The sequence below is a fragment of the Actinacidiphila sp. bgisy144 genome (assembly GCF_057708105.1).
In genome coordinates, this window is the sequence record NZ_JBYIRM010000003.1 from 241,110 (window position 1) to 255,518 (window position 14,409).

General features: G+C 75.0%; 2 protein-coding genes. Both read right to left on the reverse strand.

The features are described 5' to 3' along the window. Positions 1–69: 69 nt before the first annotated feature. Positions 70–3,306: a non-ribosomal peptide synthetase gene (locus tag AC3EVP_RS05665; protein ID WP_435126773.1), complete on the reverse strand. Its 3,237-nt coding sequence runs from the start codon at positions 3,304–3,306 to the stop codon at positions 70–72. Continuing rightward, positions 3,303–14,402 (reverse strand): SDR family NAD(P)-dependent oxidoreductase, encoded by an 11,100-nt coding sequence (locus AC3EVP_RS05670; protein WP_435126775.1) that lies wholly within the window; start codon positions 14,400–14,402, stop codon positions 3,303–3,305. The genes AC3EVP_RS05665 and AC3EVP_RS05670 overlap by 4 nt, the downstream gene beginning before the upstream one ends. Positions 14,403–14,409: the final 7 nt, after the last annotated feature.

The following is a 14,409-nucleotide window of genomic DNA, read 5'->3' on the forward strand; positions in this document are numbered from 1 at the left end:
CGACGTACACGCGTACACGTCGTGCGCGTCGTACACGTCGGGGCCGCCGGCCGGACACCGCGCCGGGTCTCACCCGGCGGGTGCCTGCGCGTCCGGTGCGGTGTCGGTGACGTGCGCGGCCAGCTCCCGCGGGGTGGGCCGCTCGAAGATCTCGGTGAGGCTCAGTGAGCGCCCGCTGGCGTTCTGGAACTCCTGGAGCGCCACGGCGGCCAGCATGGAGTTCCCGCCCCCGGCGAAGAAGTCGGTGTCGGCGTCGGCGTCCTCGCGGCGCAGGATGCGCCGCCACACCGCCACCAGCTGGGCCGTCAGCCGTTCGGTGGGGCTTTCCGGCCCGCCGGGCGCATCAGGTGCGGCAGGCGTACCCGGTACGGCGGGCCGGGGCCGCCGGGCTGCGACGACACGGGCCAGCTCCCGGTGGTCCACCTTCCCGCTGCCGTTGACCGGCATGGCGTCGACCGCGACCAGCTCCCCGGGGAGCATCGCGCGGGACAGCCGGGCGCGGGCGTGCGCGTGCACGTCGGCGAGGTCCAGTTCGGTGCCGGCCGGTTCGAGGCAGCCGACGAGCACTCCGTCGCCGCTCGGGTCGCCGACCAGGACGACCGCGGCCGCACCGACCTGGGGGTGGGCCAGCAGCGTCGCCTCGATCTCGCCCAACTCGATGCGGTTGCCGCGCAGTTTGACCTGGCGGTCGGTCCGGCCGAACAGGTCGATCAGGCCGTCCGCGCGCCAGCAGGCGATGTCGCCGGTGCGGTAGAAGCGGCCGTGCTCGGGGTGGACGCCGAAGCGCTCCGCGTCGAGGTCGGGCCGGCCGTGGTAGCCCAGGGCGACGCCGGTGCCGGAGATGCACAGCTCCCCCCGTACGCCCACGGGCAGGTCGCGGCCGTGCGGGTCGGTGACGTGCAGGCGGGTGTTGCGGATCGGGCGGCCCACGTCCAGCCGGGTGCCGGGGTCGGCCGCGATCACACGGGAGGTGGACCAGATCGTCGTCTCGGTGGGGCCGTAGACGTGGTGCAGCTCGCAGCCGGCGGCCAGCAGCCGGCGGACCAGCGGCAGCGGCACCGGCTCGCCGCCGACCAGCACACGGCGGCCGCGCAGGCTGTCCGCGGCCCGGTCGATGACCAGCCGCCAGGCGGTCGGGGTCGCCTGCACGAACCGCGCGTCGTGCCGTTCCAGCAGCGCGCGCAGTACCCGGCCGTCGCTCCTGGCACGGTCCGGTGCGGCCACCACGGTGCCGCCGGAGACCAGTGGCACGAACAGCTCCAGCCCGGAGATGTCGAACGCGAACGTGGTGGTCCACAGCATGGTGTCCCCGGGGGCCGCGGCCAGTTGCTCGGCGAAGTGCACGACCAGGTTGGCCAGCGCGGCGTGGCCGACCCGGGTGCCCTTCGGGCGCCCGGTCGACCCGGAGGTGTACATCAGGTAGGCGCAGTCCGCCGCCCCGGCCGCCCCGACCGCCTCGGCCGGGGCGTCGGCCTCCGGTCGCGGCGCCGCGTCGCGGGCGGGCGGCGCGAGCAGCACCGCGGGACCGTCGGGGCCGCCGAGCGCCGCGGTGTCGCCGTTCGCCACCAGCAGCCGCGCGCCGGAGTCGGACAGCTGGTGGCGCAGCCGCTCCTTCGGGTGCGCGGCGTCCAGCGGCATGTACGCCGCGCCCGCCAGCCAGGTCCCGAGGACCGCCGCGGCCAGTTCGGCGCCGCGCGGCAGGGCGATCGCCACCGTCTCCCCGGGCCGCAGGCCCACGTTGCGCAGGAGGGCGGCCGCGGTGTGCGCGGCGTGCCACAACTGCCGGTAGTCCAGGGTGTCGTCGCCGTCCACGACGGCCACGGCGGCGGGGGTGCGCCGCACCTGCCGCTCGACGGCCGCCAGCACGGTGGCGGGCTCGACGGGACCGGCCGTGTCGTTGGCCGCGCCGATGATCGCGTGGTCCTGGGGGCTCCACCAGTCCACGTCCCCGACGGCCCGGTCCGGGTCGGCCGCGAACGAGGCCAGCACCGCCTCGTAACGCGCCGGCAGCAGGGCGGCCGGCGCCGGGTCGAACAGCTCGGTGCGGTAGCGCAGCCGCAGCCCGACGGTGCCCTGGGGGCCGGGGTGCCGGGTCGCGGCCAGGTGCAGGTCGAAGCGGCCGGCGCCGCTGGTCGCGGGGAACGGCTCGGCGGGCAGCCCGCCGAAGGAGAACCCCGGCGGGCCGTCGGGCGCGCGGTACTCGAAGGCGTACCGGAACGGCAGCGAGTGGCGGCCGGAAGCCCGGGCGGGCAGCAGGTCGGGGTGCGCGTCCACGGCGACGTCGGCGTGCGCGGTGGCCGCGGCAAGCCGCTCGGCGCTGCGCACCACCAGGTCGCGGATGCTCTCCTTGGACGCGGCCCGCAGCCGCAGCGGCACGTGGTGGGTGTGCCGGCCGACGGCGCCGGCCGCGGCTGCGGGACGCAGGTCGACGGGCACGCCGACCAGCACGTCCGAGCCGGCCCCGTGGGTCTCCAGCAGCACATGGAAAGCGGCGAGCAGGATCGCGGCCTCGGGCACGCCCGTCGCCGCCGCGAGCCGGTCCAGGGCCTGCGCGGTGTGCGGCGGGAGGGTGCGGTCGACCTCCGCGGTGGCCAGGGTCGGCCGGTCCGGTTCGGGCGCGGCGCAGGCGAGTTCGCCGGCCCCGGCGACGGTGCCGGCCAGCTCCGCCCGCCAGAACGCGCGGCTTTCGGCGCGGGGCGCGGGCCGGCTCGGGCCCGGCACCGGCACGGGGTCCCCGCCGGTGCCGTCCTGGTCGTCGGTGCCGGCCTGGTCGTAGGCGGCGGCCAGTTCGGACCTCAGCAGCGGCCCGGAGACCTCGTCGAGGACCAGGTGGTGGGCGGTGACGCAGACCACGTCGCGGCTGCCGGGTGCCCCGGTGCCGTGGAACAGCGCGGCCCGCACCATCGGCCCGCCGTCCAGCGCGAACGGAGCGGCGGTCACGGGGGCGAGGTCCGCGGGCGCGGGTTCACCGGGCAGTTCGGCCTCGGTGAGCGGGACGGTCAGTGCCTCGGCGGCCAGCACCTCCTTGGTGAGCCGTGCGCCGTCGCCGCGGTAGACGGTGCGCAGCGCCTCGTGCCGCCGGGCGACGGCGGCCAGCGCCGCCCGCAGCCGTACCGCGTCCACCCGTCCCGCGACGGCGAACGCCACGGACAGGTTGTTCACGGCGGTGCCCGGCGCCAGCGACTCCAGGAGCCACAGCGCCTCCTCCTCCGGGGAGACGTCCCCTCCGGGGGGCCGGGGCACCGGTGCGGCACCGGACCCGTCCGACGCCTTCGCCGGCGTGTGCCCTGCTGCGGGGTTGCTCACGCCGCTCCTCCTCCGGTGCCCGGCTGGATTCCCAGCTCCTTGTCGATGAGGTCGAACATCTCGTCGTCGGTGGCGTCGATGATGTCCTCGTCGGACGACGCGTCGTCCGCTTCCGCCCCCCGGAACTCCTCCATGAGGTGTTCGAGGCGGCTGATGATGTCGGCCTTCCTGCCCCCGCGCCGGACGATCCCGTCGAGCATCGTGCCCAGCCGGTCGAGGGTGCCGTGCACCGGCGCGTAGTCGATCTCCTGCTGGGCGATCCGCTCCTGGAGGTGGTCGGCCAGCTCCGCGGGCGTGGGGTAGTCGAACACCACGGCCGAGGGCAGCCGCAGCCCGAGCGCGGTGCTCATCCGGTTGCGGAACTCCACCGCGGTCAGCGAGTCGAAGCCGAGCTGGCGGAAGTAGCGGGCGGCGGCGATGGACTCCGGGCCGGGCCGGCCCAGGACGAGGGCGGCCTGGGTGAGGACCAGGTCCAGCACCGCCGCCCGGAGTGCCGCGGCCGGCAGCGCCGCCAGTTGGTTCAGCAGGTTCCGGCCGGCGTCGCCGCCGGCGCCGCCCGCGGTGCGCCGGCCCGGGCGGACCAGGCCGGTCAGCAGGGCCGGCACCGCGCTGCCGGCACCGCGCAGCGCGGCCGGGTCGAGGCGGGTGGTGACCAGCAGCGGGTCGCTCCGGTCGAGCGCCGCGTCGAACAGGGCGAGCCCGTCGGCGTCGGACAGCGGCCGCACCCCCTGGCGGGCCATCCGCCGCCGGTCGGCGGAGGTGAGCCGGCCCGCCATGCCCTGCTCCCAGGGGCCCCAGGCCAACGACACCGCGGGCAGGCCCTGCTGCCGGCGGTGGGCCGCCAGGGCGTCAAGGAAGGTGTTGCCCGCCGCGTAGTTGGCCTGCCCCGGCGTGCCGAGGACACCGGCGACCGAGGAGAACAGGACGAAGGTGTCCAGGTCCATGCCGCGGGTCAGCTCGTGCAGGTGCCAGGCCGCGTCGGCCTTGGGGCGCATCACCTGGTCGACGCGTTCGGGCGTCAGCGAGTCGAGTACGCCGTCGTCCAGGACGCCCGCGGTGTGCAGCACACCGGTCAGCGGCGCCGACGCGGGGACGCCGGCCGTCACAGCGGCCAACTCGGCCCGGTCGGCGACGTCGCAGGCCAGCACCTGGGCCGGGCAGCCCGCCGCGGCCAGGTCCGCGGCCAGCCGCGCCATGCCCGGGGCAACCGGGCCGCGGCGCGAGGTGAGCAGCAGCCGCCCGGCCCGGCCGGTGCGCGCCAGGTGCCGGGCGAGGAGTCCGCCGAGGGCGCCCGAGGCGCCGGTCAGCAGCACCGTCCCGGGGGTGGTGGACGGTGTCGGGTCCGCGGTCTCCCCGGCTGTCGCGGCCGGGTCCTGCCCGGACACCTCGCCGTCCGGGCGGGCGGGTCCGTCCCCGGCCGCGCGGGCCAGCCGCGGCACCCGCACCCGGCCGTCGCGCACCGCGAACTGCGGCTCGTCCAGGGCGGTTCCGGCCACCAGGAGGGGACCGCAGCCGGCGAGCCGGTCGACGTCCGCGAGCACGATCCGCTCCGGATGCTCGGCCGCGGCCGTACGCACCAGGCCGACGACGCCCGCGTGCTCCAGCCGTATCGCGGTGCCGGAGTCCGCGTCCACGCCGCACTCGGTCACCACCACCAGCCGGGCGCCGTCCAGCCGCGGCGCGGACAGCAGCGCACGGAGGGTCTCCAGCGTCCGCACGGCGGCCCGGCGTGCGGTCTCGGGAACGGGAACGGCCGTGGGCACGGCAGCGGGAACGGGAACGGGAACGGCCGTGGGTTCCTCGTCCGGTCCGGCGTCCGGCAGGCCGCGGAACACCACCGCGCCGGGTACCGGCGCACCCGCGTCGAGCGCCGCGGCCAACTCGGCGACGTCCGCGTAGACCTGGGCGCCCGGGACGTCCGCCCCGCCCTCGTCGCCGAGCACGGCCCAGGGGCGTTCGGGCGCGGCGGAGGTGGGCGCCGTGTCCGCGACGGACCAGGCGACCCGGAACAACCCGTCGTGAGCTGCTCCAGCGGCCGTGTCGAGAGCCCCGGGAGCAAGCGGCACCACGGCCACCGAACCGGCCGAGGCGATCGGCCGGCCCGCCGGGTCGGCGAGCTCCACCGACACGCCCTCGCCGGAGGCCGACGGCGAAACGCGCAGCCGCGCGGCCGTCGCGCCGGACGCGTGCAGCCGTACGCGGCTCCAGGCGAGCGGCTGCGGGGGCCCGTCGTCGGAGGCCCGGCGCTGCTCGGCCTCGGCGAGGGCGGTCAGGTGGAACGAGGCGTCGAGCAGCGCGGGATGGACGCCGAACCCGGACACGTCGGTGCCCTCGGGCAGGGCGATCTCCGCGAACACCTCGTCACCCTGGCGCCAGGCGGCCCGCACGCCCCGGAACTCCGGGCCGTAGTCGAGTCCGGCGGCCGCCAGCGCGTCGTACAGCCCGGCCACGTCGGTCGGGACGGCGCCGGCCCGCGGCCACGGGGTGCTCCAGGGCGCCGTGTCCGCGGTGGCGTTGTCGTCCGGGCCGCCGTCCGGGCCGGTGCCGGCGCCGGCCGGGGCGAGGGTGCCCGAGGCGTGCCGCACCCACGCGCCTTCGGGCAGCCGTGCGTGGACCGCGACGTCCCGCAGCCCGTCCGCGCGGGCGGTGCCCACGGTCACCTGGACCCGTACGCCGCCGCGCGCGGGGAGCACCAGGGGCGTGTCGACGAGCAGTTCCTCGACGCGGTCGCAGCCGACCTCGTCGGCGGCCCGCACGGCCATGTCCAGCAGCGCGGCGGCGGGGAGTACGACCCGCCCCGCAACCGTCGAGCGGCCGATCCACGGGTGCGCGGACAGGGACAGCTGCCCGGTCAGCACGGTCTCCCCGGACGCCGGCAGGTCGACGGTCGCACCCAGCAGCGCGTGCCCGGGAGCCGCCAGCCCGAGATCCTCGGCGCGGCTGCTGGTGGTCGAGTTGAGCCAGTAGCGGCGGCGCTGGAACGCATACGTCGGCAGGTCCACCCGACGCGCACCCGTCCCCGCGTAGACCTTCTCCCACGCGACGGGAACACCCCGGACGAACACCTTCGCCAACGCCGTCAGCAACGCCCGCGGCTCATCCCGCCCCCGGCGCAGAACCGGCGTCCACGACTCAACGGCGGCCTCCGCAGGCTCCGTTCGCGTCGCGGGCCCCAACGCGGACAGCACACCGTCCGGGCCCACTTCCACGAACGTCCCTACGCCCGCGGCGCGCATCGCCTCCACCGCATCCGCGAACCGCACCGCGTCACGCACATGACGCACCCAGTACGAAGCATCCGTCACCTCCTCCGACACCACACCACCGGTCAGCCCGGACACCATCACCAGGCGCGGACGCCGGCTCTCCACACTCGCGACGACCTCGCCGAACTCCGCCAACATCGGCTCCATCAACGGCGAATGAAACGCATGCGACACCCGCAACCGCCGCGTCCGAGCACCCCCCGCCGCCAACACCCCCGCCACCGCCAGCACTTCGTCCTCCACCCCCGACACCACCACCGCACGCGGACCATTCACCGCCGCAACCCCCACACCCGCACGGCCCGCCAGGGCCTCAAGCACCTCGGCCTCCGACGCCTCCACCGCCACCATCGCCCCACCCGACGGCAACCCCTGCATCAACCGACCCCGCGCCGCCACCACCCGACACGCATCCCCCAACGACCACACCCCCGCCACATGAGCAGCCGCCAACTCACCGATCGAATGACCGCCCACCACCTGCGGGGCTATGCCCCACGACTCCAGCAGACGGAACAGGGCCACCTCGACCGCGAACAACCCGCACTGCGCCCACACCGTCTCATCCACATCACCCCCACCCAGCCACGACTCCTCGCCCTCACCCCGCACCACCGCACCCACCGACCCACCCACCAGACCCGACAACACCCCACACACCTCATCAAACGCCTCCGCGAACACCGGAAACGCCCCATACAACCCCTGACCCATCCCCACCCGCTGCGCACCCTGACCCGTGAACACCAACCCCAACCGACCCACACCACCCACCACACCCGACACCACACCAGGCCCCTCGGCCCCCTCCGCCACCGCACCCAACCCCGCACACAACTCCGCCCCATCCCCACCAAGCACCACCGCACGATGCTCCAACACCGCACGCGACGACACCAACGACCACCCCACATCCACCGCGTCAACCGCCGCACACCCCTCCCCCACAAACTCCAGCAGCCGCCCCGCCTGACCCGCCAACCCCTCAACCGACCGACCCGACACCACCCACGGCACCACCGGCAACCCCACACCGGCCCCGCCCACGAGCCCAGGCGCACCCTGAACCTCGACACCCTCCTCGACCGGCTCAGGCACCTCGGGCGCCTCGATGATCACGTGCGCGTTCGTACCGGAGAACCCGAAGGACGACACCCCCGCACGACGCGGCCGCCCACCCGTCTCCGGCCACGGCACGGACTCGGTGGCGAGACGCACCGCGCCCGCGTCCCAATCCACATGCGAGGACGGGGTGTCGGCGTGCAGGGTCCGCGGGACCAGCCCGTGCTGGAGCGCCAGCACCGTCTTGATGACCCCGGCCACGCCCGCGGCGGCCTGTGCGTGCCCGATGTTCGACTTCACCGACCCGAGCCAGAGGGGACGGTCGGCGGGACGGTCTCGGCCGTAGGTCGCCAGCAGCGCCTGCGCCTCGATCGGGTCACCCAACGCCGTCCCCGTGCCGTGCCCCTCCACCACGTCCACATCGGCCGGCGTCAGGCGCGCGTCGGCCAACGCCGCTCGGATGACGCGCTGTTGGGCCGGTCCGTTGGGCGCCGTCAGACCGTTCGACGCACCATCCTGATTGACCGCACTCCCCCGCACCACCGCAAGAACCCGGTGTCCGTTGCGCCGTGCGTCCGACAACCGCTCCACCACCAGGACACCCACGCCCTCGCCCCAGCCGGTGCCGTCCGCCTGGTCCGAGTACGCCTTGCAGCGCCCGTCCGCAGCCAGCCCGCGCTGCCGCGAGAAGTCGATGAAGGTGACCGGGGTGGACATCACGTTGACGCCGCTGACCAGGGCGAGGGAGCTCTCGCCCGAGCGGAGCGACTGCGCGGCCAGGTGCAGCGCCACCAGCGACGACGAGCACGCCGTGTCGATCGTCACCGCCGGACCCTCCAGGCCCAGCGAGTACGCCACCCGGCCCGAGGCGACCGATCCGGTGGCGCCGAGGCCGACGTATCCCTCGGCCTCCTCCGGCAGTCCGGTAGCGGAGAGGTAGTCGTGGTGGAACATGCCGGTGAACACGCCCGTCGCGCTGGCGTGCAGCCCGGCCGGGTCGATGCCCGCGTCCTCCAGCGCCTCCCACGACGTCTCCAGCAGCAGCCGCTGCTGCGGGTCCATCACCAGGGCCTCGCGGGGGCTGACGCCGAAGAACTCCGCGTCGAACGTGGCCGCGTCGTAGAGGAACCCGCCCTCGCCGGAGACGGTCTTGCCCACGGCGTCCGGGTCGGGGTCCACCAGGTCCGTCGACCAGCCGCGGTCCGCGGGGAAGGGGCCCACCCCGTCCTCGCCCGCGGCCAGCATCCGCCAGAAGTCGGCCGGGGACGCGGCGCCGCCGGGGAAACGGCACGCCATCCCGACGATCGCCACCGGGTCGTCGTCCACCGCGCCGCCGCCCGCCGTGGCCGCGCCCGCGGCACCCGGGCGGGCGGTGTCCGCCGCGTCCAGCCGGCCGACGAGTTCGGTCAGGGCGTAGCCGGCCAGCGCGGCAGGGGTCGGGTAGTCGAACACGGCGGTGGCCGGCAGCCGCAGGCCGGTGGCCTTGCCGAGCCGGTTGCGCAGTTCCACGGCGGTCAGCGAGTCGAAGCCGACGTCGCGGAACGGGCGGTCGGCGTCGAGGCTGCCGGGGCCGGACATGCCCAGGACCAGGGCGGCCTGGGTGACGACGAGGTCCTGGAGGACGTCGTGGCCCTCGGCCCGGCTCAGCCCGGCCAGGCGCGCGGCGAGGGCGTTGCGGTCCTCGGCGGCGGGCTGGCCGGCCGTCCGACGGGCGGCCTGCGCGGTCGTACGGCCCCGGACGAGGCCGGAGAACAGCGGCGGGACCTCGCCGGAGTGGCGCAGCACTCCGGGGTCGAGTGCCGCGGCCACGAGCAGCGGTTCGGCCCGGTCGGCGGCGGCGTCCAGCACCGCGAGCCCCCGGGTGCCGGACAGCGGCTTCAGTCCCTGGCGGGCCATGCGCTGGAGATCGGCCTCGGAGAGGTCGCCGACCATGCCGTTCTCCCAGGGGCCCCAGGCCAGCGACACCGCGGGCAGGCCCTGCCGGTGCCGGTAGGCGGCCAGCGCGTCCAGGAAGGTGTTCCCGGCGGCGTAGTTGGCCTGACCGGCGTTGCCGACCACACCCGCGATCGAGGAGAACAGCACGAAGGTGTCGAGGTCCAGGTCGCGGGTCAGCTCGTGCAGGTTCCAGGCCGCGTCCACCTTCGGCCGCAGCACCGCCGCCAGCCGCTCGGGGGTGAGGGTCGCCAGCAGGCCGTCGTCCAGCACGCCGGCCGCGTGCACGACCCCCGTCAGCGGCGCGCCCTTGAGCACGTCCGCGAGCTGTGCACGGTCGGCGGTGTCGCACGCGACGGCGGTGGCCTGGACGCCGTACTCCTCGATGGCGGCGAGGAGTTGCGGCATCCCGGCCGCCTCGCCGCCGCGGCGGGAGACGAGCAGCAGGTGCTCGGCCCGCCCGGTCCGCGCGAGGTGGCGAGCCACCAGGCCGCCCAGCACACCGGAGGCACCGGTGACGAGGACGGTCCCGCGGCGGCCTGCCCGCTCGGCGGGCGGGGTCGTGGACCGTACCCGGGTGAGCCGCGGCACGCGCAGCTGCCCGTCCCGGACGGCGAACTGCGGCTCGCCCGACTCCACGCCGGCGGCCAGCCGGTCCGCCGCGCCGCCTGACACGCCGTCCATGTCGGCGAGCAGTATCCGGCCGGGGTGCTCCGTCTGCGCGACCCGCACCAGGCCCCACACCGTGGCGGCGGCGAGGTCCACAGGGGCCTCCGGTCCCGCGTCCACCGCGCGTTCGGTCAGGACGAGGAGCCGCGTCTCGTCCGGCAGGTCCGCGGCCGGCCAGCCGCGCAGGAGTTCCAGGACGTCGGCCGTGGTGCGGTGGGCGACCGCCGCCACGTCCCCGGCGGCCGGGTCCGGTACGGCGCGCACCACGACGGTCCGCGGGGCCTCGGCCCCTGCCTCGACCGCCGCCACCAGAGCGGCCAGGTCCGGATACGCCGCCGCGCCCGGGAGTTCGAGGGCGGCGCCGTCCGCCGTTCCGCCGAGTACGGCCCAACTGCCCGCGGGCTGCCGCTGCCCGTCCGGCGCCGGAGCCGCGGCAAGCACCCACTCGACCCCGAACAGGGCGTCGTCCGCCGTGTGCGCACCGGCCGCGAGTTCGGCGGGCGAGGCGGTGCGCACCGCCAGCCTGCCGACCGTGGCGACGAGGCCGCCGCCGAGGTCGGCCAGCGTCACCGTGAGCCCTTCGCCGGTGGCGGCGGGCGCCACCCGTACGCGGGCCGCGGTCGCTCCCGAGGCGTGCACGGTGACGTCGTTCCAGGCGAACGGCAGCGTCAGGCCGTCGCCGGTGTCCGCCGCCGCCACATGCAGGGCGGCATCGAGCAGCGCGGGGTGCAGGCCGAACCCGGCCACGCTCACGTCGGAGGGCAGGGCGACCTCGGCGTAGAGTTCCGCGCCCTTGCGCCAAGCGCTGCGCAGCCCCTGGAACACCGGCCCGTAGCTCAGGCCGCGCGCCGCCAACTCCGGGTAGAGAGAGTCCAGTTCGACGGGCTCGGCGTCGGAGGGCGGCCACGGACGGAAACCGTCGCCGGTCTCCTCCGCCACCGCCTCGGCGGCGCAGAGCACGCCGTTCGCGTGCCGGGTCCACTCGCCTTCCGGGGGCACATCCTCGTCCTGGGCGTAGACGCTGAACGCGCAGCGCCCGTCCTCGTCCGGCTCCGCCACCGCGATCTGGACCCGTACGCCACCCTGCGCGGGCAGCACGAGCGGGGCCTCGCTCAGCAGCTCCTCGACACGGGAGCACCCCACCTCATCACCGGCCCGCACCACCATCTCCACCAGCGCCGCCCCCGGCACGACCGTCCGACCGGCCACCGCGTGATCGGCCAGCCACGGGTGCGACGACAGCGCCAACCGCCCGGTCAGCACCACACCACCGCTCGCCGGCAACACCACCGACGCACCCAGCAGCGCGTGTCCGGGACCCGCCAGCCCGAGATCCTCGGCACGACTGCTGGCCGCCACACCCAGCCAGTAGCGGCGGCGCTGGAAGGCATACGTCGGCAGGTCCACCCGACGCGCGCCCGTCCCCGCGTAGACCTTCTCCCAGGCCACCGGGACCCCGCGGACGAACACCTTCGCCAACGCCGTCAGCAACGCCCGCGGTTCATCCCGGCCACGCCGCAGAACCGGCGTCCACGACTCGACGATGTCCCCGTTCGCCTCCGTGTCCTCCGCGGCCTCCGTTCGGGTCAGCGGCCCGAGACCCGACAGGACACCGTCCGGCCCGAGCTCCACGAAGGTGCCCACACCCGCGGCGCGCATCGCCTCCACCGCGTCCGCGAACCGCACCGCGTCACGCACGTGCCGCACCCAGTAGGAGGCGTCGGTGACCTCCTCCGACACCACACCACCGGTCAGCCCGGACACCATCACCAGGCGCGGACGGTGACTTTCCACGCTCGCGACGACCTCACCGAACTCCGCCAACATCGGCTCCATCAACGGCGAATGGAACGCATGCGACACCCGCAACCGCCGCGTCCGCGCACCCCTCGCCGCCAACGCCTCCGCCACCGCCAGCACTTCGTCCTCCACCCCCGACACCACCACCGCCCGCGGACCATTCACCGCCGCAACCCCCACACCCGCAAAGCCCGCCAGCGCCTCCCGCACCTCCACCTCCGACGCCTCCACCGCCACCATCGCCCCACCCGACGGCAACCCCTGCATCAACCGACCCCGCGCCGCCACCACCCGACACGCATCCCCCAACGACCACACCTCCGCCACATGAGCAGCAGCCAACTCCCCGATCGAATGACCGCCGACGACCTGCGGGGCTATGCCCCACGACTCCAACAGACGGAACAACGCCACCTCAACCGCGAACAACCCACACTGCGCCCACACCGTCTCATCCACCTCACCCCCACCCAGCCACGAGCCCTCGCCCTCACCCCGCACCACCGCACCCACCGACCCACCCACCAGACCCGACAACACCTCACACACCTCATCAAACGCCTCCGCAAACACCGGAAACGCCCCATACAACCCCTGCCCCATCCCCACCCGCTGCGCACCCTGACCCGTGAACACCAACCCCAACCGACCCACACCACCCACCACACCCGACACCACACCAGGCCCCTCGGCCCCCTCCGCCACCGCACCCAACCCCGCACACAACTCCGCCCCATCCCCACCAAGCACCACCGCACGATGCTCCAACACCGCACGCGACGACACCAACGACCACCCCACATCCACCACATCAGCCCGCCCACACCCCTCCCCCACAAACTCCAACAACCGCCCCGCCTGACCCGCCAACCCCTCAACCGACCGACCCGACACCACCCACGGCACCACCGGCAACCCCACACTGGCCCCGCCCACGAGCCCAGGCGCACCCTGAACCTCGACACCCTCCTCGACCGGCTCAGGCACCTCGGGCGCCTCGATGATCACATGCGCGTTCGTACCGGAGAACCCGAAGGACGACACCCCCGCACGACGCGGCCGCCCACCCGTCTCCGGCCACGGCACGGACTCGGTGGCGAGACGCACCGCACCCGCGTCCCAGTCCACGTGCGAGGAGGGCACCTCGGCATGCAGCGTCGCGGGAACCACCCCATGCTGCATCGCGGCGATCACCTTGATGATGCCCGCCACACCCGCGGCGGCCTGTGCGTGCCCGATGTTCGACTTCACCGAACCCAACAGCAACGGCCGTCCCTCCGGACGATCCTGACCGTAGGTCGCCAGCAGCGCCTGCGCCTCGATCGGGTCACCCAGCGCCGTCCCCGTACCGTGCCCCTCCACCACGTCCACATCAGCCGACGCCAACCCCGCATCCGCCAACGCCGCCCGGATCACCCGCCGTTGGGACGGACCGTTCGGCGCCGTCAGACCGTTCGACGCACCATCCTGATTGACCGCACTCCCCCGCACCACCGCCAGCACGCGGTGTCCGTTGCGCCGTGCGTCCGACAACCGCTCCACCACCAGAACACCCACGCCCTCGCCCCACGCGGTGCCGTCGGCGCCCTCAGCGTAGGACTTGCAGCGCCCGTTGACGGCGACGGCACGCTGCCGCGAGAAGTCGATGAAGGTGTTGGGGGTGGACATCACCTTCACGCCGCCGGCCAGGGCGAGCGTGCTCTCGCCCGAACGCAGCGACTGCGCGGCCAGGTGCAGCGCTACCAGCGACGACGAGCACGCCGTGTCGATCGTCACCGCCGGACCCTCGAAGCCCAGCGAGTACGCCACCCGGCCCGAGGCGACCGAGGCGGTCGCGCCGACGCCCACGTATCCCTCTACCTCCTCCGGCATCGAGTGGGAGGGCAGGTAGTCGTGGTAGAAGAGCCCGGTGAAGACGCCGGTGGCGCTGCCTCGCAGCCTGATCGGGTCGATGCCCGCGTCCTCCAGCGCCTCCCACGACGTCTCCAGCAGCAGCCGCTGCTGCGGGTCCATCGCCAGGGCCTCGCGGGGGCTGATGCCGAAGAAGGCCGCGTCGAACTCCGCGGCGTCGTAGAGGAAGCCGCCCTCGCCGGAGAGCGTCTTGCCGGCGGCGTCCGGGTCGGGGTCCACCAGGTCCGTCGGCCAGCCGCGGTTGTCGGGGAAGGGCCCGATGCCGTCGCCGCGCGACTCCACCAGCCGCCACAGGTCGCCGGGCGAGGACACCCCGCCCGGGAACCGGCACGCCATCCCGACGATCGCCACCGGCTCGGGCCGGCGTTCCTCCACCTCCCGCAGGCGCTCCCTGACCTGGGCGAGGTCGGTGGTGACCCGCTTGAGGTAGTCGCGAAGCTTCTCTTCGTTCGCCATCCGATGG

Coding starts and splice junctions, on each gene's coding strand:
- AC3EVP_RS05670 (WP_435126775.1), bottom strand. CDS start 14,402: ATGGCGAACGAAGAGAAGCTTCGCGACTACCTCAAGCGGGTCACCACC.